Origin of the sequence: Streptomyces venezuelae, from assembly GCF_008642315.1 — a bacterium.
GTDB lineage: Bacteria > Actinomycetota > Actinomycetes > Streptomycetales > Streptomycetaceae > Streptomyces > Streptomyces venezuelae_D.
This window is the reverse complement of sequence record NZ_CP029192.1, coordinates 8,034,940-8,061,897: the sequence shown is the minus strand read 5'-3', so window position 1 is coordinate 8,061,897 and position 26,958 is coordinate 8,034,940. Positions and strand designations below refer to the sequence as shown.

Sequence of the window (26,958 nt, the reverse complement as noted above, 5' to 3'; positions counted from 1 at the left end):
GCCGGGAAAACGGGGCATGTGTCGCGTCCTCTTTCTTGGTTTGCATTCATCAAGAGCGCGAGCCCGGGACCCCGCTAAGAGAACGGGCTCGCGCTCGGTGAGCGTAGTGACACGGTATGCGCAAAGCTATTCGGGCATTTGCCCCCAACTGCAGTGCATTTTCGGGCCGATCGGACACTTTCGTAGACCGCCTACGGCTTCTTCGCATCCACTACGCCGAACAATCCCGCACCCTCGAATTGCTTCTGCTATAGGCGGATGCGACGGCGTGCGCCGGACGGCGGGGCGGCGACTCACCGGCTCACCGCGAGCGCCACGTCGTCCGTTCGCATGAAGGCGCGCAGCACCGTGTCGTTGCCCCCGAGCAACTCCCGCGCACCGGAGTCGTCGTACGACGTGGCGCCGCGCTCCAGGCGCGGCAGGTGACGCTCGGCGAAGCCGAGGAGTCTGGCGAACGCCCGCCACACGCGGGCCTCCGGAACCGTCCCCACCGCCGCGTGGTGCGCCTCCAGCAGATGGGCGGCCAGCGGGTCGCCCGCGCCGGCCGCGAACCGCCACCAGAACAGCGCGCCCTCGCGCCGGTCCAGCACGTACAGCAGACAGGCGAACGTCCGCGCCCCGGCCTCGTCGTAGTCGTCGGCGAAGTCGGCGAGCGAGTCGATGTGCGCGGAGCTCACCACCTGTCTGCACAGGCCCCGGACGTGTTCGAGGACCGCCTCCGGCGCGGCCGCGGGGTCCGGTGGGCAGAGCCGCGAGGGGCGGCGGCGCGCGCCTCGCCGCGAGCGGGGCCGCGAGGCGCCCGTACGGCGTGCGGGCGCCAGGGCCTCCTTGGCGACGACGGCGGCGCCGCTCTTCTGGACGCGCGGCGGCAGAGACGCGTCCTGGGTGATCCGGACGGCGAGGCGGTGCATGAAGGCGTCGCTGTCATGGGCTTCGAACTGAAGCTCCAGTTCCCGCGCGCTGCTGCGCAGGATGTCTTCCAGCATCAGGAATCTCCTTTTCCCCGAGTGGGGAGATCCATGAGGGATTGAAGGTCTTTGAGGCCTCTGCACACGTGGACCTTGACGCAGTCCGGGCTGATCTCCAGCCGTTCCCCGACCTCGTGGTTGGTCAGTCCGCACAGGAACCGCAGCCGTATGCAGGCCGCACGCACGGGTGCGCGTGCTTCCAGGCGCTCCAGGGCCAGGTCCAGTTCCTCGTGCTCTCCGAGGGCGAGCAGATCGTCACCGGTCGGGACGTCCGCGAAGGGCAACTCGCCGTAGGACGTCTCCCGGTCGGCTATCCGGGCCTGCTTGCGGAAGAAGGTGGCGATCTCCCAGTTCAGGATCTGATGGGCGTACGCGACCGGATTGGCGTGCGCGCGGATGCGCGGCCACTTGCGGTAGATGCGTACGCCCGCGATGAGGACCACCTCTTCGGCATCGTGCGCATTGCGCACCCGTGATGCCGCCGACTTCAGGAACTCCTTCTCGTGATCCCGGAAGAAGGTCTCGAAGTCGGCCGTCAGTTCGGCGGGATCGATCAGATGGTGCTCCTGCTCGGACGGTTCAGTCACCCCCCACACCTCCTGCGGCAGGATGCCGGGCCCAATGAGGCCACACGGACTGCTCCTCTTGCGTTCGACTGGGCGGCCGGGGCGCTCCGTGGCACGCCCGGGAGGACATCGTCCCCGCCCCTACATCGCGCCGCCGGACCCGTCCGGTTAACCGCACGGCCCAACTTCTTTTCGGAATACGGGATTCCGACCGCCGTGGACAGTGCCACCTGCACATACCTCAACCACTGTGACGCACGTCACGACATGGGGCGCAGGAGGTCGGGGCTCTTTTGGCCTTGCCGATCTTGGGCAACCGGGAGAAGTGATCTTCGTTTCCGTCCCCCGCCCCGTCCACCGACAGGGAGAGCAATGACCCGATCCTCGCGCCCGGTCCGGCGGACGAACCGCGAGCGGCGCTTCGATCTGCGCACGACCGCCCTGTTCTTCGTGCTCGTCGCGATCCTGCTGTGCGGCACGGCGGCCCTGGTCCGCGCCGCGGCCGACATGGTCGAGAGCCGCCCGCTGTGGATCGGCTCGCTCGCCGTCGTGGGACTCTCGGCGGCCTGCCTCGGCAGGTCACGGTGGCGGCGCTTCTCGGCGGCACGGGTGGCGCGGCGCGCGGCGGAGGTGCTGGAGGAGGCGGCCGAGCGGGCGTCCGAGAGCCTCGAGGGCACAAGGACGCGGGCGGCCGCCGCGACGGCCGGCGGTCCGGTGGTTCCCCTGGTCGCGGGGGACCGCTTCGGCACGGAGCCCACGCTCGTGGAGGAACCCGCCCGCATCGAGGAGCCCATCCTCTTGGAGGAGCCCACCCTCGGAGCGGAATCCACGCTCGTACTGGACACGACGGAGACCGCGACCGTCGTCCTCGACGCACCGGCCGCCCCCGTCGACTACGCCGCGCTCGACGCCGACGCCTTCGAGCAGGCGGTGGCCGACCTCTGCGTCCGTGACGCGTGCCAGGACGTCGAAGTCGTCGGCGGGGCCTGCGACTTGGGCGCGGACGTCCTCGCGGTGACACCGGACGGGCGCCGGATCGTCGTCCAGTGCAAGCGCTACGGCGAGGACAACAAGGTGGGCTCGCAGGACCTGCAGCGTTTCGGGGGCACGTGCTTCACGGTCCACGAGGCGGATGTCGCCGCCCTGGTGACGACGAGCGACTTCACCGCTCCCGCCCTCGCGTACGCGGAACAGTGCGGCATAGTCTGCGTGAACGGCGCGGAGTTGCAGGCCTGGTGCGACGGTACGGGGCCGAGCCCGTGGGACCTGGTGGCCGTCGAGGCCTGACCGGTCGCCGGGGACGCCGGAACGCGGCACGGGGGCATGTCCCGTGCCGCGTTCCGGCGTCCCCGGCTCTCCCGCATGACGACGTACGGATCAGACCTTCGCCGCGACCCGCCGTTCATTCGGCGCCGGACCGTCCTCGCGCAGACCGAACCGCGCGTGGAACCGGCGCAGCGGCCCCGGCGCGTACCAGGCGGACCGGCCGAGCAGCCGCATCGCGGCCGGTACGAGGATGCCGCGCACGGCGATCGCGTCGATGAGGATGGCGAGACCGCTGCCCAGGCCGAAGAGTTGCATGAAACTGATCTCCGCCGTGCCGAAGGCGAAGAAGCTGACCGCGATCAGGGCGGCCGCCGCGCCGACGATGCCTCCGGTGTGTCCGAGGCCGCCGGTCACCGCGGACTCGTTGTCCTCGCCGAGCTCGTGCAGCTCCTTGATGCGGCTGGTGACGAACACCTCGTAGTCCATCGAGAGGCCGAAGGCGACGCAGAACATCAGCACCGTCATCGACGTCTCCATCGGCTGCGCGGTGAACCCGAGCACCCCGGAGAGGTTGCCGTCCTGGAAGATCCAGGTCATCACGCCGATGGTCGCGCCCAGGCTGACCGCGTTGAGGACGAGGGCCCTCAGTGGCTGCACGACGCTGCCGGTGAAGAGGAAGAGCAGCAGGAACGTGGTGACGACGATGAGGCCCACGGCGAGCGGCAGCCGTCCTGCGATGGAGTCGTTGGAGTCGACGAGTTCGGCGTCGGCGCCGCCGACCAGCGGGTGCGTCCCGGAGGGCGGGGTGGCGGCCCTGACCTCGCCGACCAGAGCCTTGGCCGCGTCGGACTTCGGCGTCAGGGTGCTCACGACGTTGAGCTGCTGCACGGTGGGGCGGCCCAGTGTCGGGTTGCCGGGTCCGGTCGCCCCGGTCCCGCCGTCTGCGTAGGTGCCCTTGCTGGTCTCGACGCGGGCGACCCCGTCGAGCCCGGACAGGCGTGCCGCGTACGACGCCAGCGGTGCCGTGTGCATGCCCCCGTCGATGACGACGTGCAGCGCCGCCGCGTCGTTTCCTTCGAAGTTCTCCCGCAGCGACACGGAGACCTCGCGGCTCTTGGCGCCCTCGGGCAGTACGCGTTCGTCGGCCGTGCCGAAGGTGATGCCGAGCAGCGGGCTCGCCGCGACGAGCAGGACCGCGAGCACGGGCACCGCGGTGAGCGCGGGACGGCGCATCGCGGTGCGGGCGAGGCGCCCCCACACCGATGTCGGGCTCCCGGCGCGCGTCCGCTTCGCCCACGGCATCCGGCCGCTGTTCACGCGGTGCCCCAGCACGTTCAGGAGCGCGGGCATCACGAACAGGGAGGCGAGGGCGGCGATGACGACGACGCCGACGCCGGAGTAGCCGAACGAGCGGAGGAAGTACTGCGGGAACACCATGAGTGCCGCGAGGGCTGCCGCCACGGTCGCCGCGGAGAACGCGACGGTACGGCCCGCCGTGCTCATCGTCCTGCGGACGGCGTCCTCGACGCTCGCCCCCGCGGCGAGCTGCTCGCGGAACCGGCTGATCATCAACAGGGCGTAGTCGACGCCGAGTCCGAGGCCGAGTGCCGTCGTCAGGTTGATCGCGAAGATCGAGACGTCGGTGACGCTGCCGACCACGTAGAGCTCCGCGAAGACGCCCACGATCGCGATCAGCGCGACGGCGAGCGGCAGCAGCGCCGAGACGACGGTGCCGAAGACGACCAGGAGCAGCAGGAGGATGAGCGGGACGGCGATGGTCTCGGCGAGGACGAGGTCCTTCTCGGTCTGCGGCCCCATCTCGTAGCTCACGCCGGCGCTGCCGCCCGCCTTCACGGTGAGCGTGTCCCCGTACGTTCCCGCGTAGTCGTCGATGACGCCCTCGGCGTTCTCCTGCTGCTCCATGTCATGGCCCTTCACGCGGGCGAGCACGAGGGCCTCGCGGCCGTCCTTGGAGCGCAGGTCGGGGCTTTTCGTGTCCCAGTACGAGACGACGTTCTCCAGGTCCCTTTCCTTTTTCAGGTCCGTGACCAGCGCCTGGCCGCTGCGCCGCGCGGCGGGGGCGTCGATGAGGCCGTCGGCGGCACGGACGAGGAGGACCAGGTTCGTCTCTCCGCCGAGCTTCTCGTCGATGACGGTCCTGGCCCGGGAGGACTCGGAGGCCGGATCGTCGAAACCGCCCCCCAGTAGCTTCCCGAACGCACCGGCTCCCAAGGCGCCCATGAGGGCCACGACCACTGCGGCGACGATGAGTACCAGCCGCGACCGGCGGATCGCCAGCTCGGCTATGCGTTCGAACACGCGCTGTCTCCTTCATAGACGGGTGTTGCGGTGACGGGCGCAGCCGACGCTAGCGGGGCACAACAAAATTGAGCAGTGTTAGATTTTCTTCACAGGATGCCGACTTCCGGTCCCGTGACGAGGGACAGCGACGTACGGTCGCTGTATGTCCACCTCTGAAGTCCCCGCGGCCCGGCCGTCATTGCGCGAGCGTCGGCGAGCGGTCGCCGTCGACGAGATCGTGAGCACGGCCGAGACGCACATCGCCGAACACGGCCCGCACGCCCTGTCGTTGCGCGCGGTGGCCCGCAGCCTCGGCATGACCGTGCAGGCGCTGTACCACTACTTCCCGAGCCGGGACGACCTCGTCACGGCTCTCATCACCAAGGCGTACGACGACTTGGCGGACGCGGTGCAGGCCGCGACGGAGACGGCACCCGACGACTCGGACGTGCCGGGGATGATCGTCGCGGCGGAGGGCTATCGGCGCTGGGCGATCGCCCATCCCGAGCGGTTCCAACTCCTCTACGGAGCACCGCTGCGGCACTATCACGCGCCCGTCGACGGCCCCACGACGGAGGCGAATCGGCGGATGAGCGCGGTCTTCGAAAGGGAGCTGTTCCGGGGGTTCACACCGGAGCAGCTCGCGGCGGCCGACACGCGGTCGCTGTCACCCGCGTTCCTGGGTCACCTGGCGCGGGAGGTACCCCCGAGCGGCACCGCTCTGCCGCCGCCCGCGACGGCCCTGCTGCTGAGCGTGTGGGGGTATGTGCACGGCATGGTCGCCCTGGAGGTGTTCGGGCACACCGGGTTCCTCGGCGTCCACCAGTCCGAGCTCTACCGCATGGCGATGCGGAACCTGTACGAGGACGTGCGCCGGCGGGTGCCGACGCACGACTGAACTCGCTCCTGACGCCTACTTCTTGCCGCAGAACTCCGCTTCGAAGACGTCGTCGTACGGCTTGCCGTCCTCCAGCCAGTCACCGTTGAGGTGGAACGTCAGGGTGTGCTTGCCGTCGGCGGTGGTCGCCGTGCTGGTCAGGGAGCCCCAGACGATGCCGTCGTGGCCGTAGACCTTCACTCCGCACGACAGGGTGCGGACGATCAGGCCCGCGCCGTACCGGTAGAAGGTGCCCGTCTCGACGGTGTCCAGCAACTCCCGCTGCTGCGCGGGCGGCAGGAGCTCACCCTTGATGAGGGCGCTGTAGTAACGGTTGAGGTCACCGGTCGTGCTGATGACCTCGCCGGTGGCGCCGGACCACGCAGGGTTGTACTCCGTGGCGTCGTACACCTCGGGGCCGGGGTTCTCCGCGTAGAGCTTGGAGTAGCCGACCGCGTAGGGGGCGGGCATCTTCGGGTCGGTGCCGGGGAACGTGGTCTCGCGCAGCTTCAGGCGCTTGATGATGCGCCGTTCGGCCTCCTGCGCGTACGTGTTGCCCGTGGCCTTCTCGATGATCATGCCCGCGAGCACGAAGTTGGTGTTGGAGTAGTTCCAGCCGGTGCCGGGCTCGAAGTCGGGCTTGTACTTGAGCGCCAGGTCCAGGATCCGCTCGGGGCTCCAGGTCTCGTAGCGGTGGGCGAGGAAGCCCGGACCGTTCATGTACGAACGCCACTCCGGCGTCGACACCATGTCGTGCACGCCGCTGGTGTGGTTGAGGAGCTGTCGCACCGTCACCTTGGTGCCGTCGTAGCCGTTGCCGTCCAGCACACCGGGCAGCCAGCGCTCCACGGAGTCGTCCAGGCTGAGCTTCCCCTCGGCCTCCAACTGCAGAAGGACCACGGCGACAAGGGACTTGGTGTTGCTTCCCGCGCGCAGGTGGTCGGCCGCGGTGCGCTTGCGCTGCGTCGCGGTGTCGGCGTACCCCGCGGATCCGAACCACTTGCCCTTCGAGTCGCTGACCTCGGCGGCCACGCCCGGCATCCCGGCCCGCACCAGCCCGTCGAGAGCCTGCTGTGTGGCGGCGTGCCCGCCGGTGGACCCGGGCCCCTTGGAACCCCCGGCCGCGGTGGCGGTGCCGGTGACTCCCGCCAGGGCGACCGCGACGCCCAGCGCCACGGCGGATCCCCTGCGGAGTATTCGCTTACGAGTGGACATGCGTTTCCTCTCCCCCAAATGGTGCAGCATGATCATTCGACGGAGGCAGTGTACGAGGAGGAGAAGGGCAGTTCTTGGTATATACCAAGGAACTCCTCCCCCAGTAACCTCCACAGTGGCCGGCGGCACACCCCCACCCGCTCACCGCACCATCCCCCCACCCACCCCGTTGGCGCGCGGCCTCCAGGAGGATCACGGTGAAAGTTCGCACCAGCAGCACTGCGGTCATCGGCTCCATCTGCCTCATCGCTTCCCTCGCCCTGAACACGGCGTCCGCCGACGAACCGGCCGCCTCGCGCCAGAACGCGAAGGTCGCGCTCAAGAAGGTGGCCACCGCGAAGAACCCGTCCGGCGGTGCCGCGGGCCCCGGCGGCGCGGTCTGGATCGCCGAACGCGCGGGCACCGTGCGTGTGTTGGGCAAGCAGGGGCTCGGCGAGCCCGTGCTCGACATCTCCGCGGAGACCACCACCGACGGCGAACGCGGCCTGCTCGGCATCGCGTTCTCCAACGACTTCAGGTACTTCTACATCTCGTACACGGACCTCCAAGGCACCAGCACCGTGGACGAGTTCGCCGTGCACAAGGGCAAGCTGCGGCCGGAGACCCGGCGCACCGTCCTGACGCAGACGCAGCCCTACTCGAACCACAACGGCGGCGACATCAAGTTCGGCCGCGACGGCTACCTGTACATCGCGCTCGGCGACGGCGGCTCCGGCGGCGACCCGCACGGCAACGGACAGAACCTCGACACGCTCCTCGGCAAGCTGCTGCGCATCGACCCGCGGGGCGGCAAGCCGTACGCGATCCCGGCGGACAACCCGTTCGTCGGCGACCCGAAGGCGAAGGACGAGATCTGGGCGTACGGACTGCGCAACCCGTGGCGGTTCTCGTTCGACAGGGGCACGGGCGACCTGTTCATCGGCGATGTCGGCCAGAGCGCCTGGGAGGAGATCGACCGGGCCCCGGCGACGAGCAAGGGCGGCGAGAACTACGGCTGGTCGCAGATGGAGGGCACCCACCCCTTCCGCGAGGGCACCGAGCCCGCGAACCACGTGCCTCCGGTCCACGAGTACGACCGCACCGGCCTCGGCTGCTCCGTGACCGGCGGATTCGTGTACCGGGGGAAGGCGATCCCCGAACTCAGGGGCCAGTACCTGTTCAGCGACTACTGCGACGGCACCGTCCGCGCCCTGAAGATGAAGGACGGCAAGGTGACCGGGGTGAGCGACCTGGGCGTCAACGGCGGCGAGGTCGTCTCGTTCGTCCAGGGCGGCAAGGGCGAGCTGTACGTGCTCGACCTGGGCGGGCCGGTGTCCCGCATCGACCCGGCGGCGTAGGCCCGGCGGCGCAAGGGGGCACTCTCACCGTCCGTTGGCCGAGAAGTGCTGGTAGTCCGGGGCCCGCCAGTGCCCTCCCCACTGCCAGCCCACCTTGCGCATCGCCGTCGTGATCACGTCACCGTCCTTGATCATGCCCTTGGCGGTGCGTCGCCTGTCCAGGAAGGCGGCGCCCGCCGCGGGGTAGACGCGCCCGTTCCTGTCCACGTACGGGTTTTCCAGCGTGTTGATGTCGACCGCGTCTCCGTACGAGTGCTGCGAGAGCCGTGACGGATCGCCGGTGACGGCACGGCAGTTGAACGCCGAGGTGTTGTCCGCCTTCATCGCCGCGACGTCGCTGCCGCCGTACGCCGCCATCGTCCGCATCCGGCGGACGGGGAACCGGGCGTCGAAGGCCCGGCCGAAGACGTACAGCATCGGCCGCACGGCCTGCTTGCGCACGACGAGCTCACCGGCGTGGACGCGGCCGTCGAACCCCCAGTGGTTCATCCGGATGAGCCGCAGGTCGGCGGGCGGGACCGGGCACCCCGGATGCCGGCTCCGGCCGAGGTCGCGCGCGGAGACGGCGCTGACCCGTGCGTCCAGCGCGGGCGCTCGCTGTGGTCCCGCGGTGGCGGGGGCCGGGCCCAGGACGGTGAGGAGGACGGCGGCCGGAGTGGTGAGTGCGAGGAACGCACGGGCTCGAAGCGTGATCACTCCACAGGCATAACGCGCCCGAGCGGCCCCGCCCGGTCCGCACAGCCAACCGTCGGCCACCATTCGCCCGATTGGGCGGGCCCGCCGCCCGCACCCTCGTTTTTCCTTTCTCTGGACAAAGTGTGGACGTCACTCGACGCGATCCCTACGCTGAGCGTCGCTCTGCCACAGGGATCTGCGTAACCCACGACGGAACCACGCAGGAGGAAGAGTGAAGCCTCACCGCAACGCCCGAAGATCCACGGGACTGCTGCTCAGCGCCTTGCTCGGAGCCGGTCTGCTCGCGCCCGGCGCGGTCGCGGACGACGACGACCCGCGGCCGTTCGCGGACCTGCCGCCCCAGGAACCCGGCGTCACCCTGCGCGTGTTCGACGTGCAGACCCCGCTGGACAAGCTGTGCGACCTCAAGCCGGCCCAGACCCCCAACGTCGACAAGCTGATCCCGACGGCCGACTGGACGTCGACCGACGGCTTCGGCTTCAGCGACAACTTCGTGTCGCAGATCATCGGCAACCTGAACGTGCCGGAGGCGGGCGCCTACGACTTCCGGTTGATCAGCGACGACGGTTCGCGGCTCTTCCTCGGCGGCCAGCAGGTCATCGACCACGACGGGCTGCACGGCGCCGAGCCCAAGGACGGCGGGATCACCCTCAACGCCGGGTACCAGTCCCTGCGCATCGACCACTTCGACCGCGGCGGCGGACAACAGGTCACCCTCCAGTGGAAGCCGCCGGGCGCCAGCGAGTTCAAGACGGTGCCGAACTCCGTCCTCAGCACGGACGCCGACGTCGTACGGGTCACCGCGCCCGGCCGCAAGGAGTGCGAGGGGACGTACGACACCCCCGGTGACGGCCTTCCGCTCACCGAGGTCAACCCCGGCTACAAGCTGACCGACCTGCGCCCCAAGGGCTTCGAGCCGCAGGTGTCCGCGATGGACTGGCTGCCCGACGGCCGACTCGCGATCTCCACGTGGGGCGGCAGCAACGAGACCAAGGGCGAGGTATACCTCCTCGACCACGTCACCGGTGACACGGGCCCGGAGAAGGTCACGTACAAGAAGATCGCCGACGGCCTCAGGGAGCCGATGGGCATCAAGTACGCGGACGGCAAGCTGTACGTGTCGGAGAAGCACCAGCTGACCGAGTTGAACGACACGAACGGCGACGACGTCACCGACGAGAAGCGGAAGATCGCCGAGTGGCCGTGGGGCAAGAACTTCCACGAGTTCGCCTTCGGACTGCTCTACGAGAAGGGCGACTTCTATCTGAACCTGTCCGTCGCCATCAACTACGGAGGCGCGACCACCGACCCGCAGCCCGCCCCGAACCGGGGCACGACCATCAAGGTCAACAAGGCGACGGGAAAGGTGAGTTACCTCGCCGGAGGTCTGCGCACGCCGAACGGCATCGGGCGCGGTCCGGACAACGGCCTGTTCGTCACGGACAACCAGGGCGGCTGGCTGCCCGCGTCCAAGCTGGTCCACATCAAGCAGGACCGGTTCTTCAACCACTACATGAACCCCGACGGGCCCTACGACGACAAGCCCGTCACCAAGCCCGTGCTGTGGCTGCCGCAGAACGAGATAGCCAACTCCCCCAGCACGCCCATGCGGTTGAAGAAGGGACCGTTCGCCGGGCAGATGGTGTTCGGCGACGTCACGTACGGCGGACTGCAGCGCGCGGACCTGGAGAAGGTCGCCGGTGAGTACCAGGGCGCGGTGTTCCGGCACACGCAGGGCCTGGAGGCCGGCATCTCGCGGATCAGCGAGGGCCCCGACGGCGCCATCTACACCGGCGGCCTGGGCGCGGACGGCAACTGGGGTCAGGAGGGCAAGCTCCGCTTCGGCCTGCAGAAGCTGACGCCGAACGGGAAGACCGCCTTCGACATCAAGACGATGCGCGCCACGCCTGACGGCTTCGACCTCACCTACACCAAGCCCCTCTCCGATGAGACCGCGACCAAGCTCACCGAGGGCGCGTACGCGGTCGAGCAGTGGCGGTACGTGCCCACGCCGGACTACGGCGGTCCGAAGGTCGACGAGGAGTCGCTGCCGGTCGCGTCGGCGAAGCTCTCGAAGGACCGGCGCACGGTGCGGCTCACCATTCCCGGCCTGAAGCCGGACCGGGTCGTGCACGTCCGCTCGCCCCGCCCGTTCTCGTCCGCCGAGGGCGAGGAGCTGTGGTCCACCGAGGCCTGGTACACCCTGAACGCCAAGCCGGGCCCGCAGGAGCCCGTCACCACGTACGACGCCGAGTCCGCGAAGCTGTCGGGCGGCGCGGACATCGACAACGAGCACGCCGGGTTCACGGGCGGCGGCTTCGTCGACGGCTTCGGCGACAAGGGCGCGAAGGCGGCCTTCGACGTCGTCGTCGACAAGGCGGGCGCGTACGAGGTGGGGCTGCGCTACGCGAACGGGCCGCACCCCGCGCCCGGCACCAAGACGGTCGGCGTCAGCGTCAACGGCGGCGCGGCGAAGCAGACGAGCCTGCCGTCCACGGTCGCGTGGAACCGCTGGTCGACGAAGACCGAACGGCTCTCCCTGCGCAAGGGCCACAACACGATCACGTACGCCGTGGGCGCCGACGACACCGGCCATGTGAACCTCGACGCGCTCGACGTGCGCAGACCGGGCGCGCGGATCGATCTGTTCTCCGGCGGCAGCGTCTCCACCGCGTGGCAGCACAGTGACGGCCGGAGCGCACAGTGGCCGCACAAGGCCGAGAAGTCCATGGAGGTGTGCTGCGGCGACCTGCGCACGAAACAGCACTTCGGGGACTTCAGGCTGCACGTCGAGTTCCGGGTGCCGAAGCTGCCGGACGACGTGACCGGGCAGGACCGCGGCAACAGCGGGGTCTACCTCCAGGAGCGTTACGAGGTGCAGATCCTGGACTCGTACGGCGTGGCGAAGCTCGCGGACAACGAGGCGGGGGCGATCTACCAGAAGAAGGCCGCCGACCTCAACGCGTCGAAGGCGCCGGAGACGTGGCAGACGTACGACATCACCTTCCGTGCCGCCCGCTTCGACGCGGACGGCAAGAAGACGTCGGATGCCCGCGTCACCGTGGTCTGGAACGGTCAAAAGGTCCACGACGACGTGGCCGTGGACGGACCGACCGGTGCGGGTGACGCCGAGTCCGCGGCGGCCGGCGCCATCCGGCTCCAGGACCACGGCAACAAGGTCCGGTTCCGGAACGTGTGGGTGGAGCCGGTGTCCTGATCAGCCGTCACCCTCCGGCGAACAGGGTCGTCCCGTCGGGGCCGAGCGCCTCGACGCGGGCGCCGTGTTCGACGGTGCGGCTGACCGTGCAGTACTTCTCGTGGGTCAGCCGGATGGCGCGCTCCAGCGCCTCGGCGGCGCGGGTGTCGCCGTCGGGCAGGTCGAGTTCGTAGGAGACGCGGACGACGCCGACGCGGCCGTCGTCCTCGGGCCGGGACACCGAATCGACCACGACGCGCAACGCGTCGTGGTCGACGGTGCGGGCCGTGCGGTCCACGACGAGTCCCCCGCAGCCGCCGAGCGCGGCGAGGAGGAGTTCGACGGGGGTGAAGGAGGGCTGGGCGTCGGGGTTGTCGGCGGCGGCGATGCGGACCTCGGCGCCGCGGTCGTTGCGGGCGGTCCAGTCGCGTTCGCCGTTGCGTACGGTCTCGATGCGGTAGTCGGCCATGGCGGAACGGTATCCAGGGCCGGGCCCGGTCGGGCGCAGGCCGGTCCGGCGGGCCTGTCTCAGGGTGCCTGCTGGACGTCGCCCCGGGTGGAGGAGGCGACGGTGTCGCGGTGGGCGAAGTCGCCGGGCGGGATGCCGGGGTGGTGGCCGGGCAGGGGCTCGGCGGTGGTCGCGGCGGGGCCGAGGGTGAGGCGGGAGACGATGCGGTAGCGGTCGCCCCGGTACAGGGAGTGCACGTACTCGACGGGCTGCCCCGCCGTGTCGGAGGTGAGGCGTTCGAAGAGCAGCGCGGGGGACAGCTCCGGTACGTCGAGGAGCTCGGCCTCGGCGCGGGTGACCACCGTCGGCTCGATGGCTTGCACGGCTTCGCGGACGTGTACGTCGTGGTGCTCGCGCAGGTGCTGGTAGAGGTCCCCGCTCTCCAGTTCCTGCGCGCTGAGCCCGGGGACGAGGTCGGCGCGGATGTGCAGGTGCTCGATGGCCATCGGGGTGCCGTCGACGAGCCGGAGCCTGGCCACGTAGACGATCGGGGCGGCGGGCGACAGGCGCAGCTTGCGGCCGACGCGGGCCCCGGCCGGGATGGTGGTGAACTCCAGGAGCCTGCTCGACCAGGTTCCCGCGGCCGGCGGGACCGACAGCGCCTGTTCGCGGGAGACCAGTTCCTGGGTGATCTTCTGGGGTGCGACGAACATGCCGCGCCCGTGTTCGCGTACGAGAAGACCGGCGGCGACGAGTTCGTCGACGGCCGCGCGCAGGGTCGGCCGTGACACCCCGAGGTCCGCGCAGAGGGCGCGCTCGGAGGGGATCGGGTCGCCGGGCCGCTGCGACTCGATGAGTTCGAGGATGTGGTCGCGCACCCGCTCGCGCTTGAGCACCGCGCCCGGCGCCTTCGTGTTCTTCTCGGCAGTCACCGAACGAGCCCCCTCACCCCACACGACCAGTTGCCTGACCAGTTGACCACAAGGTCTCGGAGATCGACAACTGACCAGCATTCACCAGGGGGTTGACGCTTCGATTGGTCCATGCCACCTTTCTCCATCACCAGAGGTCACCTGACCAGTTCTCCAACTGGTCAGGTCCGACGCCCAGAGGTGACCCGTGAAGCTCCGCTTGCTCGCCGGCCTGTCCGCGTTCGTCGCGGCCGCCGGGCTCAGTGCCTGCAGTCCGTCCGGATCCGGCGACGGGGTCTCCGGGGACGGCGGGCGGACGGCCCTCGACGTGTGGCTGATGCGCGACAGCGTCTCGGCCGCGTTCCAGAAGGATTTCGAGAAGGGCTTCGAGGCCGCGCACCCCGACATCGACGTACGGGTGCAGATCCAGGAGTGGGACGGCATCGGCGAGAAGGTCACCGCCGCACTCGCCAGCAACGACGCGCCCGACGTCATCGAGACCGGGAACACACAGGTCGCCCAGCTCGCCCAGAGCGGCGGCCTGCTCGATCTGAGCGACAAGGTCGACGACCTCGGCGGCAGGCACTGGCTGAAGGGCCTCGCCGAGCCGGGCGCGTACGAGGGCAAGCAGTATGGCATCCCCTTCTACGCGGCGAACCGCGTCGTCGTCTACCGCACCGACCTGTTCGAGAAGGCGGGCATCGACGCCGACGCGATCAAGACCCGCGACCAGTGGATCGCGGCGACCAGGAAGCTCGACGAGGACGGCCGGCAGGGCATCTACCTCCCCGGCCAGAACTGGTACACCCTCTCCGGCTTCATCTGGGACGAGGGCGGCGACCTCGCCACCGAGTCCGACGGGACCTGGCGGGGCGCCCTGGACACACCCGAGGCGCTGCGCGGCATGGCCTTCTACAAGAAGCTCCAGGCGCTCGGGAAGGGCCCCAAGGACTCCGACGAGGCGCAGCCGCCGCAGGCCGAGGTGATGGCCAAGGGCGAGGTGGCCCAGATCATCAACACGCCCGGCGGCGCCAACGTCGTCGCGCAGAACAACCCGGAGCTGAAGGGCAAGCTGGGGTTCTTCCCCATCCCCGGGAAGACCGCCGACAAGCCGGGCGCGGTGTTCACCGGCGGCTCCGACCTGGTGATCCCCGCCGTCGCCGAGCACCACGACGCCGCGTACACCTTCGTCAAGGAACTCACGGGCGACGCCTGGCAGAAGAAGCTCGCCGTCGCCATGAGCTACGTGCCCAACAGGACGACCCTCGCCGACGCCGTCGCCGAGGACCCCGGCGCCTCGGCGATGGCGGTGGGCGCGGCCGTCGGCCATGCCACGCCGAACACACCGGGCTGGGCCGCCGTCGAGGCGAAGAACCCCGTGAAGGACTACATGACGGCCGTCCTGACCGGCGGACATCCCGCGCGGGAGGCCGAGAAGGCGTCCGACGCGATCACCTCGGCGATGAAGTAGGGAGCGGGTGCCGTGTCGGTCGTCCGCGAGCGGACCGAGCCCCGTCGCCTCACCCGGCCGCCCAGGCGCCCGGCGCGTCCCACGCGCCGCACGACGACGTCCGGTGCCTGGCCGTACCTCCTGGTGGCGCCCGCCGTCCTCGGCATGCTGTACCTGCTGCTCTATCCGCTGGCGCGCGCCGTCCTCATTTCGTTCCAGGACTTCGGACTGCGCGAACTGATCCTGGGCAACGCGCGGTTCACCGGATTCGACAACTACACGACGTTGCTGTCCGACCCCCGTTTCTGGACGGTGGTGCGCCGCACGTTCGTCTTCATGGCGATCTGCGTCGCCTCGATCATGGTGCTCTCGACGCTGGTGGCGCTCATGGTGGAGCGGCTCGGCAGGGTCTGGCGGGCCGCGGTGCTCAGCGCGCTCGTGCTCGCCTGGGCGATGCCGGTGGTCGCGGCGACGACGGTGTTCCAGTGGCTGTTCCACTCGGAGTTCGGGATCGTCAACCACGCCCTGACCGGCCTGGGGTTCGCGTCGTTCGACGGGTATCCGTGGCTGGCGCACGGCCCTGCGGCCTTCGCGATCCTGGTGCTGCTCGTGGTGTGGCAGTCGGTGCCGTTCGCCGCGATCACGCTGTACTCGGCGCTCACCACCGTGCCGCGCGAGCTGTACGAGGCCGCGCGCATCGACGGGGCGTCCGGGGCGCGCGTGTTCCGTTCGGTGACGCTGCCGATCGTGCGCCCGATCTTCATGCTGGTGCTGTCGCTGGAGGTGATCTGGACGTTCAAGGCGTTCGTGCAGATCTGGGTGATGACGCGCGGCGGCCCCGGCGACGCGACGACGATCCTGCCGGTGTACGCGGTGCAGACGGCCCTGTCCGGCCAGCACTACGACCTCGGTTCGGCGGCCTCGATGGTGACGGTGCTGCTCATGTCCGGCGTGCTCGTCCTGTACTTCCGGCAGATGTTCCGACAGGAGGCCGAGCTGTGACGACCTCGCGCGCACTGCGCCGACTGCCCCTGCACCTCGGCGCGGCGGTCACGGTGATCGTGTGCCTCTTCCCCGTGTACTGGATGGTCACGACCTCGTTCAAGCCGTCCCGTGACATCCAGTCCGACGACCCCCGTCTGCTGCCGCAGAGCTGGACGCTGGACCACTTCCGGCGGGCCGTCGACGCGGACGGGTTCGGACTGTTCTGGCGCAACAGCGTGCTCGTCACCCTCGGCGCGGTGCTGCTCGCGCTGGTCGTGGCGCTGGGCGCGTCGTTCGCGGTGGCCCGGATGCGGTGGCGGGGCCGGCGGCAGTTCCTGCTGATGGTGTTCGTCGCCCAGATGGCACCGTGGGAGTCGCTGATCATTCCCGTGTACATCATCGCGCGGGACACCGACATGCTGGACCGGCTGCCGACGCTGACCCTCGTCTACTTCATGATGACGCTGCCGTTCACGATCGTCGTGCTGCGCGGGTTCATCGCGACGATCCCGCCGGAGCTGGAGGAGTCGGCGCAGGTCGACGGCTGTACGCGACTCGGCGCGTTCCGGCACGTGGCGTTCCCGCTGCTCGCGCCCGGCCTCATGGCGACCTCTCTGTTCGGCTACATCACGGCGTGGAACGAGTTCGCGTACGCCAACTTCCTGATCATCAAGCAGCAGGACCACCGGACGCTGCCGGTGTGGCTCTCCTCGTTCCAGAACACGTTCGGCACCGACTGGGGCGCCACGATGGCCGCCTCCACGCTGTTCGCGCTGCCCGCGCTCGTCGTCTTCCTGCTGCTGCAACGGCAGGTGACGTCGGGGTTCGCGGCCGGTGCCGTCAAGGGCTGATGCCGTGAAGGGCTGACCCAGCCGCCGCCCAGGACCGACCCGTCCGCCTTCTGGAGGCCCCGCCGTGCCCGCACCCCGCCCCTCCCTGGTCCCCCTGCCCACCCACCTCTCCTGGCGTCCCGGCCACTTCACCCTGAACCGCCACACCGCCGTACGTGTCTCCGCGGGCGCGGAACCCGCCGCCGCGCTGCTGCGCACCCTGCTCGCCCCGGCCACCGGGCTCCGGTTGCCGACCTCCCCCGACGGGCCGCTCGTCCTCGCACTCGATCCGCAGCTGCGCGGCCTGGGCGAGGAGGGGTACGGCCTCACCGTCGGCCCTGACGCGCTGCTTCTGCGCGCCGCCCACCTCACCGGGCTGCTCCGTGGCGTCCAGACGCTCCGTCAGCTCCTGCCGCCCGAGGCCCTCGCGGGACGGCCCAGGCGCGGCACTCCGTGGGAGCTGCCCTGTGCGGAGATCACCGACGTCCCCCGGCACGCCTGGCGGGGCTTCATGCTCGATGTCGCACGCCACTTCCAGCCGGTCGCAGAGCTGCGCAGATACGTGGACCTGCTGGCCCTGCACAAGCTCAACGTGCTGCATCTGCATCTCACCGACGACCAGGGGTGGCGGATGCCGATCGCCGCGTATCCCCGGCTCACCGAAGTGGGCGGCCGCCGCGCCCAGTCGATGGTGGGCCCGGCCGGCAGCACGGTCCACGACGGCATCCCTCATCAAGGTGCCTACACCCGGGCCGAGTTGACCGGCCTCGTCTCCTACGCCGCGGCGCGGGGCGTCACTGTCGTACCGGAGGTGGAGATGCCGGGCCACACGCGGGCCGCCCTCGCCGCCCACCCGGAGCTCGGCAACGTCCCCGCGCGGCGGCTGGCCGTGTGGACCGACTGGGGCGTCTGCGACACCGTCCTCGCCGTCGACGAGCCGGTGCTCGACTTCTGCCGTACCGTCCTCGACGAGGTCATGGACGTCTTCCCGTCCCCGCACATCCACATCGGCGGCGACGAGTGCCCCACCACGGAGTGGGCGGCGAGCCCGGCGGCACGCGCACGGGCCGCCGCCGAGGGCCTGCCGGACACGGCCGCGCTGCGCGGCTGGTTCCTCGGCCGCATCGGGGCGCACCTCGTCGGGCGCGGGCGCGTCCCGACCGCGTGGGCGGAGAGCGGCGAGGGGCTGCCGTCGGAGTTCACCGTCATGGCGTGGCGCGACCCCGAGCACACCCGCCTCGCCCTGAAACAGGGGCACCGGGTCATCAGCTGCCACCACCGGGCCGCCTATCTCGACTACGCCCAGTCGGCCGACCCCGCCGAGCCGCAGGCGCAGCCCGGACCGCTGGTCGACCTGCGCGCGGTGCACGGCCACGAACCGCCGGACGACACCGCGATGACCGGCGAACTCCTCGGCATGCAGGCGCAGTTGTGGACCGAGTTCGCGCCCACCGCGGACCACGTCGACCGTCTTGTCTTCCCGCGTCTGTGCGCGCTCGCGGACCGTGCCTGGCACGGCGCCGCGCCCTGGCCCGGCGTGCACGGGCGGCTGCGCGCGCACGCTGCCCGGCTCGCCGCGCTCGGCGTGCGCCACGGCCCGCTCGATCCGTACGTCCCCCTCCCCCACCGTCCCGCAGAGGGACAGTCCTGAGAAAGGAACCGGCATGAGAAGGAAGACGCTCACCCGTTCGGCGAAGCGGTCCCTCACCTGTGCCGTCGCGGCCGCACTCGGCTGCGCGGGCCTGCTCGCGCTCCCCTCACCGGCCGTCGCGGCCGTCGGCGACCTGACCGTGCAGTACCACACGGGCGCCACCGGGAGCGATCAGGCCGAGCCGTGGCTGAAGGTGAAGAACACCGGTGGTTCCGGCGTGGCACTCAGCGGCGTGAAGATCCGCTACTACTTCAAGTCGGACGCGGGCAACCCGAGTTACCGCTTCGCGTGCTCGTGGGCGGTCAAGGGGTGCGGCAACGTCACCGGTACGTTCGGGACGCTCGCCAAGCCGACCGCGACCGCCGACCGCTACCTGGAGATCGGGTTCGCACCGGGCGCCGGATCGCTGGCGGCCGGCGCGGACACCGGTGACCTCCAACTGCGCTTCCACCGCGCCGACTGGCAGCCGTTGAACCAGTCCGACGACTACTCCTTCGGCGCCGCGCAGTCCACGTACGCGAACTGGTCGAAGGTCACCGCGCAGCTGGACGGCGCGACGGTCTGGGGCACGGCACCCGAGGGCAACGACCCGACCGACCCCACCGATCCGACCGACCCGCCCGGCGACGGGGCCACCCTGTTCGACGACTTCACCTACAGCGCGTACGACGACCCGAAGATCGCGGCGAACGGCTGGAACGTGCGCTCCAACTCCGGCGGTCCCGGCGTGCCCGGCGCCACCTGGGACCCGCGCAACGTGACGTTCGCGTCGTCGGGCGGCAACACGGTGATGAACCTGGAGACGTCGACGGCGGGCACCGGCGCGAGCACCGAGCAGACCGAAGTGCTCACCAAGGCGACGAAATTCAAGAACGGGACGTACGCGGCGCGCGTGAAGTTCAGCGACGCCCCGCGCAGCGGCCCCGACGGCGACCACCTCGTGCAGACGTTCTTCACCATCAACGACCTCAAGGCGCCGATGGCCGACGACTACGCCGAGTACGACTTCGAGTACCTGCCCAACGGCGGCTGGGGCGAGCCCTCGAACATCCTGTACACGACGTCGTGGGAGACGTACGACCCCGACCCGTGGCAGGCCGTCAACCAGCACACCGAGAGCCGGCGGAGCTACGCGGGCTGGCACGACCTGGTGGTCACCATCGACAACAGTGCCATCCGCTACTACGTCGACGGCCAGTCGTTCGGCACGCACGACGCCGCGTACCTGCCGGAGCGGCCGATGTCGATCAACTTCAACCAGTGGCTGATCGACCTGGCGGGCCAGTCCAGCACCACCCCCCGCTCGTACGACCAGCAGGTGGACTACGTCCTGCACGTCAAGGACCAGGTGCTGACCCCGGCGCAGGTCTCGGCGAAGGTCGCCGGCTACCGGGCGGCGGGCAAGGCGTTCGAGGACACGGTGCCGTCGGCGTGACGGGGCGGGGCGCGCGAGCGGTCAGGTGTCCGGTACGGCGAAGTCGCACCACACGGCCTTGCCCTCGCCGCGCGGCTCGACGCCCCAGCACGAGGCGACCGCCTCCACGAGGAGAAGCCCGCGCCCGGAGGTGGCGGTCTCGGCGGGGGACCTCCTGCGGGGGCGGTCGCTGGACCGGTCCTTCACCCACAGGCGGACCCGGCGCGGCGGCCCGGAGAGCACCTCCAGGGTGAGGATGGCGCCCCCGTCGGTGTGGACCAGGGCGTTGACGAGGAGTTCGCCGGCCGCGACCTCCACGTCGTCGGCGACGGCGCCGAACCCCCACGACGCGAGGTGTTCGCGCAGCGCGGCCCGCGCGTCGGCGAGCCCTTCCGGGTCGGCCTGGTGGACGTACCGGTGGATGCGCGGCTCCTGGGGCGTTCCGGGGTCGGGCAGTCTGCGCAGGACGAGGAGGGCCACGTCGTCGCTCGTGCCCCACCGCTCCCACAGCGCCTCGGAGAGGTGGTCCGCCAGGGCCTCGGCGCGTTCGGGTCCCTGGCGCATCACATCGGCGAGGTTGCCCATGCCGGTCTCGACGTCGAGGGCGGCGTCCTCCACGAGACCGTCGGTGCAGAGCACCATGGTCTCGCCCGGCACCAGGTCGAGGCGCACCTCGGGGAAGTCCTCCATGCCGAACTCGGTGGCCAGGCCGAGGGGCAGCCCGCCGGGGACCCGGGGCACGCCCACCCGGCCGTCCACGTGGCGCACGAGGGGCGGCAGGTGTCCGGCGCGGACGGCGCGCACGATGCCGGTGGCGGGGTCGAACTGGGCGTACGTGCAGGTGGCGAAGCGCTCGGTGTCGAGCTCGGCGAGGAAGCGCGAGGCGCGGGAGAGCACCGTGCCCGGCGGATGGCCCTCTCCCGCGAAGGCGCGCAGGGCGATGCGCAGCTGGCCCATGATGGCCGCGGCGTGTGTGTCGTGCCCCTGTACGTCGCCCACGACCAGGCCGATGCGGCCGCGGGGCAGGGCGACGACGTCGTAGAAGTCGCCGCCGACGTCGCGGCCGCCCCACGCCGCGTGGTAGCGCACGGCGACCTCGCAGTCCGCGACGGCGGGCACCCCGCGCGGCAGCATGGTGGCCTGGAGGCTCTTGGCGAGGTCCCGTTCCTCGTCGAAGAGCATGGCGCGCTGCAGCGACTGGGCGACGATGCCGGAGAGCCCGATGCAGAGGTTGCGGTCGGCGTCGGTGAAGTCCTTGCGGCCCCGGTAGAAGAGGCCGAGTCCGCCGATGGCACGGTCCTGGGCGACCAGCGGCAGGAACGCCGCCGAGTCGAGGCGCATGTGCTCGATGTAGGGGCGCAGGCGGGTGAAGCGGCGCGCGAGGTCGGGCAGCGAGGCGACGAAGCGGGGCTGTCGCGTCATGACGGCCTCGGCCAGCGGCTGGGACTCGTCGACCTTGTGCAGCTTGAGTTCGTCGAGTGCCTGCATCGTCTGGCCCACCAGGGCGATCAGCCTCAGCTTGTCCCCCTCGACGAGACCGAGGACGAGTCCGTCGGCGGCGAATCGGTCGAGGCCGCTCGCGCCGGACAGGACGGCGACCACGTCGTCGACGGTGACGGCCCGCGAGAGGGCTTGGGTGGTGCCCTGCACCATCAGGGCGATGCCCTGGCGGCGTTCCTCCCTGGGGTCGATGGCGGCGAGTTCCGCCCCGTCCTCCGACGCCGACCGCAGGACGCCGAGGACGCGCACGGCGCGGCCCTCGCCGTCGCGGACGATGCGTCCGCGCGCGTGGCCGAGGTGGATCGTGCCGTCCCTGCGCCGGGCCCGGAAGTAGACGCCGTACCGGTCCTCTCCGGAGGCGACGGCCTCGGTGACGGCGTAGTTGATGCGCACGGCCTCCTCGGGAGGGATGCGCTTCGTCAGGCAGGTCACCAGGCCGTTGAATTCCTCGGGGCGCAGGTCGAGCACCGCGAGGGAACCGGCGTCGAGACCCAGCGCGCCGGTCTTCAGGTCCCAGTCGAAACCGCCCACGCCGGTGAGGAGCAGGCACTGTTCCACATCGACGGATGTCTTCTTGGCTGACGTCATGGTGGTCTCCGGTATGCCGCTCGGCCACCATATGCTCCCCGCGCATCACCCGCCCGCCGGAGTCCGGCGTGCCTTTGGTCCCGTCAAACGTGACCTTGGTCCTGTGTGACACGTCATCGTCGGGACATTCGCTCTGTGTCGGCCTGGAGATCCAGCGCCGACCCGAGCACAAAGAGAGGAACGTTCTCGTGGGCATCATCGCCTGGATCCTGATCGGTCTCATCGCGGGAGCCATCGCCAAGGCCCTCACCCCCGGCAAGGACCCGGGAGGCTGCCTGCTGACCATGGTGATCGGCATCGTGGGCGGGCTGCTCGGCGGCTGGCTGGGCAAGGTGATCTTCGGCGTTCACTCGATCAACGGGTTCTTCCACCTGTCGACGTGGATCGCCGCCATCGTCGGCTCCGTGATCGTTCTGTTCATCTACCGCCTGGTCTCCGGGAAGCGGTAGACCCCGCCCGCAGGCCCTCGGGGGCGCGCATCCGAGCCGGATGCGCGCCCCCGAGGCGTTTCCGGGTTCCCGGGACTCTTCGAATTAGCTCACTTGTTCGACTCTTGGTTACACTGGCCGCATGGCAACCCACCAGCTCCAGGGATCGCTCTTCGACCAGAGCGACGACGTGCGCCTGGGCTCCCTCGCCGGCATCCGCCGCACGGTCCTCGGCGACGGCGCGTGGATCGACCTGCTGCCGGGCTGGCTGAGCGGCGCCGACGCCTTGTTCGAACAGCTGGCCGCGGAGGTCCCCTGGAAGGCCGAGCGCCGCCAGATGTACGAACGGGTCGTGGACGTGCCACGCCTGCTCGCCTTCTACGGCGCGGGCGAGCCTCTCCCCCACACCGTCCTCGACGAGGCCCGGTGGAACCTCTCCGAGCACTACGCCGACGAGCTCGGCGAGCCGTTCACCACGGCCGGCCTCTGCCACTACCGGGACGGGCGCGACAGCGTGGCCTGGCACGGCGACCGGATCGGCCGGGGCGCCCGCGAGAACACGATGGTCGCCATCCTCTCCGTCGGCGACCCCCGCGACCTGCTGCTCCGCCCGCGCTGCGGCGGCGCCACCGTCCGGCAGCCGCTCGGCCACGGCGATCTGATCGTGATGGGCGGCTCCTGCCAGCGCACCTGGGAGCACGCCGTCCCCAAGTCCGCCCGCGCCTCCGGCGGACGCATCAGCATCCAGTTCCGGCCGCACGGCGTGCGGTGAGGGCGAACAGCCGGGTGAGCGGATGGAAGCGGTAACGACCGGGAGCCCGCGACTCCAGGAGCTGCACGTCGACGAGCTGCTCCAGGATCACCTCGGTCGCCGACAGCGCACCGCCGGTCGTCACCGCCGCCCGCGCCACCGTCAGCTCCACTTCCCCCGGCTCCCCCTGCTCCCCCGGCTCTCCCTGCTCCGCCGCCAGCAGCGGAAGAGCGAGCGCCGCAGCCCGCCCGGTCGCCCCTCTGGCCTGCAGCTCCCGGTGACCGGCCGCCAGGGCCGCGTGCATGTCCAGGTCCGCGAAGGACAGCTCCGCGAGACGGCGCCCCGGATCCGCGAGGCGCTCGGCGAGCTCGCGCACCGGCCACCGGGGCCGCGCCGCGAGGCGGGCGCCCGCGATGCGCAGCGCCAGCGGGAGGTGGCCGCAGTGCCGCGCGATGACCTGGGCGGCACCGTGCTCGGCGGTCAGCCGCCCCGGTCCCGCCCAGAGGCCGAGGACCGCGACGGACGCCGAGGGCGGCAGCGGCATCAGGTGGAGGTGGGCGGCGCCGTTCAGGGTGGCGAGGACGCCGAGGCTGGTGACGAGGACCGCGCAGCTGTGCGCCGCGGGCAGCAGCGGACGCACCTGGGCCGCGTCCGAGGCGTTGTCGAGGACGATCAGGACGCGCCGTTCGGTGAGCAGGGTGCGGTAGGCGGCGGCCGCGTCCTCGGCGCTGCCCGGGTACGGCCTCGGCGCACCCAGCGCGTTGAGGAAACGCCGCAGGACGACGGCGGGCGGGACGGGGCGCTCGTCGCGGTGTGAGCCGCGCAGATCGGCGTAGAGCTGGCCGTCGCAACGCCGCGCGGATGCTGGCCCGGGTGGGCGAGATCCTCGCGACGGGCACCCTCACCGAGGAGTCGGCGTCGTGGTACCGCAGGCTGGACTACGACCGGCTCTACCGCTCGGGTCTGAGCCTCGGCCAGGTGCCGCACTCCATCGAGCTGTGGCAGGCGTTCGCCCGCCAGGCCGCGAAGGGCGGCCCGGTCGCCATCTGCCGCGACATGCGGGGTCGCACCGTCGCGGTCGCCGCTCTCATCGGCGACTGGCTGGAGCGCGCCGACGGTCCCGAGTCGGACGGCGAGCTGCTCCGCGTCCAGTCCGCGATGGCGGACCTGGCCGCGTACGCCCAGTTCGTGGCCTTCGCCAACAAGGTGGAGCCGCGTGACCCGGCGTGGCTGACCCCGCTGGGGTCGGTCGCGTAGCGGCTGTCCCTGAGCAGAACGAAGGAGCGTCGGCCCGGGCCGACGCTTCTTCCGCGTCTCCGTCACCGGTAGGCGCGCGCCTGGAGCCCGTACATCTGCGCGTACGGTCCGCGCCGCGCGAGGAGTTCGTCGTGGGTGCCCGCCTCCGCGACCCGGCCGTGGTCGAGGACGACGATCAGGTCGGCGCCGCGCACGGTGGAGAACCGGTGCGAGACCAGCAGGGTGACGGTGCCGGGCCCATCGCCGTTCGTGCCCGGACGGCGTGCGGCCTCGATGTGCCGCTCGAAGACGAGGTGTTCGGTCTCCGCGTCCAGTGACGCGGTCGGCTCGTCCAGGATGCGCAGCAGGGGTGCCCGGCGCATGAGGGCCCGTGCGATCGCCAGCTTCTGCCACTGGCCCGTCGACAGATCGACCCCGTCCTGCCAGCGGCTGCCCAGCTGGGTGCCGAGTCCGGCGCCGAGCGTGCCGGGCAGGTCGGCGGCGCCGGCCCGGCACAGCGCGTCGGCGGCCGCCCGCCGGTCGCCGACGCGCGGCAGATCCCCGAAGCCGACCGTCTCGTGGACCGTGAACTCGAAGCGCACGAAGTCCTCGAAGGCCGCGCCGAGCCGCTCGCGCCACGACTCCGCGTCGAGCGCGTCGAGCCGGACACCGTCCACCGTGATCCGGCCCCGCGTCGGCTCGTACATCCGGCACAGCAGTTTGACGAGCGTGGACTTCCCCGAGCCGTTCTCGCCGACCAGGGCGATCACTCCCCGGGCCGGCAGCCGCAGCGTGACATCGCGCAGTGCGGTCCTCGTCGTGCCCGGATAGCGGAAGGACAGCCCGTCCACGGCGATGCCATGCCGCAGCTTCGACGGCACGGCCGCTGTCGACGTGCGGTTCTCCCGCTCCGCGTACGCCTGCAGCCAGCGCAGCCGTTCGGCGTTCTGCAGGAGTTCCACGACGGCTCCGGTGGTCTGCACGAGGCCGACGACGTGGCCGGTGAACCGGCCCGCCAGGACGACGGCGAGCAGTACGGCGCCGAGTCCGGTGCGGCCCGTCACGGCGAGGTGCACGACGAAGGCGACCGCGCCGATCAGGCCGAGCGAGTTGAGCAGGCCGGCCGCGCAGCCGTTCGCCCCGACGAGGGCGACGGACGTGCCGGCCGGGATCGTCAGGTCGAGCCCGCGCAGCACGGGTTCGTCCGTGCCCGGGTAGGTGAAGTCGACGGACTCGAAGGCGATGTCGCGGCGGGCTTGCGGGGCGTGGCCGCTGCTGTCCGCTGTCCCGGCCGGGCCCGTGCCGTCGCCCGCGGTCCCGCGCGCCTCCAGTGCGGCGAGCGAGCGCAGGCCGAGCAGCGCGTCCCGCACCACGTTGTCGGCGTCACCGACCCAGCCGAGCGCGGGGACGGCGAGCGCCGCCTGGGCGCTGATCACCAGGCGGGTGAGGTCCAGGTCGCCGCGTGCGGCGGCGAAGGCCGCGTGGCCGAGGACGGCCGCCTCCGCGAGGACCACGAACCCGACCGCGCCGCAGGCCCGCCGCGCGGCCGTCCCGCGGGTGGCCCAGACCTCGGCCATGCCCGACTGCCAGACGGCCGTCATCCGCTCGGCGAGCCAGTCGCGGAGCCCGAACAGCCGTGCTTCCTTGGCGGGTTCGGGGTCCACGGCCAGCGACCGCAGGTATCCGGCCCTGCGGATCACCGCGCTCGCCGCCTGCATGCTGCCGTGCACATGGCGTGCCAGACGCTGGTAGGAGCGGTACGTCAGCACCGCCGCGAGCGCGAGCAGCACCGGCGCCCACCAGGCGAGCGGCGCCAGCAGGACGAGCAGCCCGATCCCTTCGAGCCGGGGGCGCACGATCTCGGGAAGCAGCGTGGCGAGTTGGTCGGGGCGGCTGTTCGGCTCGGTGACCAGCCGCAGCGTATCGGCGTAGCCCGGCTCTTCCAGGTGTCCGATGCCGTCCGGGCCGGTCCCGGCCGCCATGGCCCGGTCCTCCACGACACTGGCCGCACGCAGCTTGAGCACCGCGGCGAGGCCGCCCTCCACGGCGCGCAGTCGCGTCCGTACGAGTATCAGCGCCCCGAAGACGGTGAGTGCGGCGAGGACGCGCCGGGCCTCGGTCGATCCCGGCCCGCCGGTCACCGCTCCGGGCAGGCCGCCCACGAGCCGCCCGGTGGCGATCACGACGAGCGGTCCGGTGAGCGCCCCGCAGACCACGGTCACCGTGAGTGCGACCGTGTGTCGTGGACCGGCCCGCCACAACAGCCGCACCTCTGCCGCCCATTCCTGCCATGCCCGCATGTCTGCCTCCTCGACCGCGCCCCGTCGTTGGGGGCCCGATGCTCA

22 protein-coding genes are annotated in these 26,958 nt (G+C 71.0%); 12 read left to right on the top strand and 10 right to left on the bottom strand.

The annotated features are described in order from the left end of the window. Nucleotides 1–293: 293 nt before the first annotated feature. Entirely contained in the window at nucleotides 294–986 is a 693-nt protein-coding gene (locus tag DEJ48_RS39940; RefSeq protein ID WP_190537789.1) for a hypothetical protein, read from the bottom strand. Further along, nucleotides 986–1,555, bottom strand: a complete 570-nt coding sequence (locus tag DEJ48_RS35600) for an RNA polymerase sigma factor (protein WP_190537788.1) — start codon at nucleotides 1,553–1,555, stop codon at nucleotides 986–988. The genes DEJ48_RS39940 and DEJ48_RS35600 overlap by 1 nt, the downstream gene beginning before the upstream one ends. Before the next feature lie 351 nt (nucleotides 1,556–1,906). Between DEJ48_RS35600 and DEJ48_RS35595 the strand changes: the two genes are divergently transcribed. Further along, nucleotides 1,907–2,821 (top strand): restriction endonuclease, encoded by a 915-nt coding sequence (locus DEJ48_RS35595; protein ID WP_150220237.1) that lies wholly within the window; start codon nucleotides 1,907–1,909, stop codon nucleotides 2,819–2,821. Between the two features lie 90 nt (nucleotides 2,822–2,911). On the opposite strand, the gene DEJ48_RS35590 is transcribed toward DEJ48_RS35595, so the two are convergent. Further along, a complete protein-coding gene (locus tag DEJ48_RS35590; protein ID WP_150220236.1) occupies nucleotides 2,912–5,119 on the bottom strand; it encodes an MMPL family transporter in 2,208 nt (735 codons plus the stop codon). A gap of 145 nt (nucleotides 5,120–5,264) precedes the next feature. Between DEJ48_RS35590 and DEJ48_RS35585 the strand changes: the two genes are divergently transcribed. Continuing rightward, nucleotides 5,265–5,999 carry a TetR/AcrR family transcriptional regulator gene (locus DEJ48_RS35585; RefSeq protein WP_150220235.1) on the top strand — a complete coding sequence of 245 codons (735 nt, stop codon included), beginning with the start codon at nucleotides 5,265–5,267 and terminating at the stop codon, nucleotides 5,997–5,999. A 15-nt stretch (nucleotides 6,000–6,014) separates the two neighbouring features. On the opposite strand, the gene DEJ48_RS35580 is transcribed toward DEJ48_RS35585, so the two are convergent. Then, complete coding sequence (locus DEJ48_RS35580) at nucleotides 6,015–7,193, bottom strand: serine hydrolase domain-containing protein (protein ID WP_150220234.1); 1,179 nt, start codon at nucleotides 7,191–7,193, stop codon at nucleotides 6,015–6,017. A 197-nt stretch (nucleotides 7,194–7,390) separates the two neighbouring features. Between DEJ48_RS35580 and DEJ48_RS35575 the strand changes: the two genes are divergently transcribed. Then, nucleotides 7,391–8,530 carry a PQQ-dependent sugar dehydrogenase gene (locus DEJ48_RS35575; RefSeq protein WP_150220233.1) on the top strand — a complete coding sequence of 380 codons (1,140 nt, stop codon included), beginning with the start codon at nucleotides 7,391–7,393 and terminating at the stop codon, nucleotides 8,528–8,530. Nucleotides 8,531–8,554: 24 nt separating this feature from the next. Here the strand turns inward: DEJ48_RS35575 and DEJ48_RS35570 are convergent, their stop codons facing one another. Further along, nucleotides 8,555–9,226 (bottom strand): M15 family metallopeptidase, encoded by a 672-nt coding sequence (locus DEJ48_RS35570; protein ID WP_223832310.1) that lies wholly within the window; start codon nucleotides 9,224–9,226, stop codon nucleotides 8,555–8,557. A gap of 211 nt (nucleotides 9,227–9,437) precedes the next feature. Between DEJ48_RS35570 and DEJ48_RS35565 the strand changes: the two genes are divergently transcribed. Beyond that, nucleotides 9,438–12,443, top strand: coding sequence for a family 16 glycoside hydrolase (locus DEJ48_RS35565; RefSeq protein ID WP_150220231.1), 3,006 nt, complete (start codon nucleotides 9,438–9,440; stop codon nucleotides 12,441–12,443). A gap of 7 nt (nucleotides 12,444–12,450) precedes the next feature. Here the strand turns inward: DEJ48_RS35565 and DEJ48_RS35560 are convergent, their stop codons facing one another. Both DEJ48_RS35560 and DEJ48_RS35555 read right to left on the bottom strand, forming a co-directional pair. After that, entirely contained in the window at nucleotides 12,451–12,891 is a 441-nt protein-coding gene (locus tag DEJ48_RS35560) for an OsmC family protein (RefSeq protein ID WP_150220230.1), read from the bottom strand. 59 nt (nucleotides 12,892–12,950) lie between these two features. After that, nucleotides 12,951–13,802: a GntR family transcriptional regulator gene (locus tag DEJ48_RS35555; RefSeq protein ID WP_223832309.1), complete on the bottom strand. Its 852-nt coding sequence runs from the start codon at nucleotides 13,800–13,802 to the stop codon at nucleotides 12,951–12,953. A 187-nt stretch (nucleotides 13,803–13,989) separates the two neighbouring features. On the opposite strand from DEJ48_RS35555, the gene DEJ48_RS35550 reads away from it, so the two are divergent. From DEJ48_RS35550 to DEJ48_RS35530, 5 genes are all read left to right on the top strand, one after another. Beyond that, nucleotides 13,990–15,252, top strand: coding sequence for an extracellular solute-binding protein (locus DEJ48_RS35550; RefSeq protein ID WP_150220228.1), 1,263 nt, complete (start codon nucleotides 13,990–13,992; stop codon nucleotides 15,250–15,252). A 12-nt stretch (nucleotides 15,253–15,264) separates the two neighbouring features. Further along, on the top strand, nucleotides 15,265–16,233 hold the full coding sequence (locus DEJ48_RS35545) for a carbohydrate ABC transporter permease (RefSeq protein WP_150220227.1): 969 nt from the start codon (nucleotides 15,265–15,267) through the stop codon (nucleotides 16,231–16,233). Continuing rightward, a complete protein-coding gene (locus DEJ48_RS35540) occupies nucleotides 16,230–17,066 on the top strand; it encodes a carbohydrate ABC transporter permease (RefSeq protein WP_150220226.1) in 837 nt (278 codons plus the stop codon). The genes DEJ48_RS35545 and DEJ48_RS35540 overlap by 4 nt, the downstream gene beginning before the upstream one ends. Nucleotides 17,067–17,130: 64 nt before the next feature. After that, on the top strand, nucleotides 17,131–18,696 hold the full coding sequence (locus DEJ48_RS35535) for a beta-N-acetylhexosaminidase (RefSeq protein WP_150220225.1): 1,566 nt from the start codon (nucleotides 17,131–17,133) through the stop codon (nucleotides 18,694–18,696). 13 nt (nucleotides 18,697–18,709) lie between these two features. Beyond that, nucleotides 18,710–20,131 (top strand): cellulose binding domain-containing protein, encoded by a 1,422-nt coding sequence (locus tag DEJ48_RS35530; RefSeq protein WP_150220224.1) that lies wholly within the window; start codon nucleotides 18,710–18,712, stop codon nucleotides 20,129–20,131. A 21-nt stretch (nucleotides 20,132–20,152) separates the two neighbouring features. Here DEJ48_RS35530 and DEJ48_RS35525 read toward each other — a convergent pair whose 3' ends face one another. Beyond that, nucleotides 20,153–22,198: a SpoIIE family protein phosphatase gene (locus DEJ48_RS35525; protein ID WP_150220223.1), complete on the bottom strand. Its 2,046-nt coding sequence runs from the start codon at nucleotides 22,196–22,198 to the stop codon at nucleotides 20,153–20,155. 188 nt (nucleotides 22,199–22,386) lie between these two features. Here DEJ48_RS35525 and DEJ48_RS35520 point away from each other — a divergent pair, with 188 nt between their 5' ends. Continuing rightward, entirely contained in the window at nucleotides 22,387–22,647 is a 261-nt protein-coding gene (locus tag DEJ48_RS35520; RefSeq protein WP_150182175.1) for a GlsB/YeaQ/YmgE family stress response membrane protein, read from the top strand. Between the two features lie 121 nt (nucleotides 22,648–22,768). Further along, nucleotides 22,769–23,398: an alpha-ketoglutarate-dependent dioxygenase AlkB gene (locus DEJ48_RS35515; protein WP_150220222.1), complete on the top strand. Its 630-nt coding sequence runs from the start codon at nucleotides 22,769–22,771 to the stop codon at nucleotides 23,396–23,398. Here DEJ48_RS35515 and DEJ48_RS35510 read toward each other — a convergent pair. Then, entirely contained in the window at nucleotides 23,364–24,017 is a 654-nt protein-coding gene (locus tag DEJ48_RS35510; protein ID WP_150220221.1) for a hypothetical protein, read from the bottom strand. The two genes, DEJ48_RS35515 and DEJ48_RS35510, sit on opposite strands and share 35 nt — an antisense overlap. A gap of 221 nt (nucleotides 24,018–24,238) precedes the next feature. Between DEJ48_RS35510 and DEJ48_RS35505 the strand changes: the two genes are divergently transcribed. After that, on the top strand, nucleotides 24,239–24,634 hold the full coding sequence (locus tag DEJ48_RS35505; RefSeq protein WP_150220220.1) for a hypothetical protein: 396 nt from the start codon (nucleotides 24,239–24,241) through the stop codon (nucleotides 24,632–24,634). 62 nt (nucleotides 24,635–24,696) lie between these two features. Here DEJ48_RS35505 and DEJ48_RS35500 read toward each other — a convergent pair whose 3' ends face one another. Next, nucleotides 24,697–26,913 carry an ATP-binding cassette domain-containing protein gene (locus tag DEJ48_RS35500; protein ID WP_150220219.1) on the bottom strand — a complete coding sequence of 739 codons (2,217 nt, stop codon included), beginning with the start codon at nucleotides 26,911–26,913 and terminating at the stop codon, nucleotides 24,697–24,699. Nucleotides 26,914–26,958 lie beyond the last annotated feature (45 nt).

What these genes read in the sequence shown, in the direction of transcription:
- DEJ48_RS39940 (WP_190537789.1), bottom strand. Translation starts at nt 986, where the DNA reads ATGCTGGAAGACATCCTGCGCAGCAGCGCGCGGGAACTGGAGCTTCAG.
- DEJ48_RS35530 (WP_150220224.1), top strand. Translation starts at nt 18,710, where the DNA reads ATGAGAAGGAAGACGCTCACCCGTTCGGCGAAGCGGTCCCTCACCTGT.
- DEJ48_RS35500 (WP_150220219.1), bottom strand. Translation starts at nt 26,913, where the DNA reads ATGCGGGCATGGCAGGAATGGGCGGCAGAGGTGCGGCTGTTGTGGCGG.
- DEJ48_RS35580 (WP_150220234.1), bottom strand. Translation starts at nt 7,193, where the DNA reads ATGTCCACTCGTAAGCGAATACTCCGCAGGGGATCCGCCGTGGCGCTG.
- DEJ48_RS35595 (WP_150220237.1), top strand. Translation starts at nt 1,907, where the DNA reads ATGACCCGATCCTCGCGCCCGGTCCGGCGGACGAACCGCGAGCGGCGC.
- DEJ48_RS35515 (WP_150220222.1), top strand. Translation starts at nt 22,769, where the DNA reads ATGGCAACCCACCAGCTCCAGGGATCGCTCTTCGACCAGAGCGACGAC.
- DEJ48_RS35560 (WP_150220230.1), bottom strand. Translation starts at nt 12,891, where the DNA reads ATGGCCGACTACCGCATCGAGACCGTACGCAACGGCGAACGCGACTGG.
- DEJ48_RS35585 (WP_150220235.1), top strand. Translation starts at nt 5,265, where the DNA reads ATGTCCACCTCTGAAGTCCCCGCGGCCCGGCCGTCATTGCGCGAGCGT.
- DEJ48_RS35525 (WP_150220223.1), bottom strand. Translation starts at nt 22,198, where the DNA reads ATGACGTCAGCCAAGAAGACATCCGTCGATGTGGAACAGTGCCTGCTC.
- DEJ48_RS35505 (WP_150220220.1), top strand. Translation starts at nt 24,239, where the DNA reads ATGCTGGCCCGGGTGGGCGAGATCCTCGCGACGGGCACCCTCACCGAG.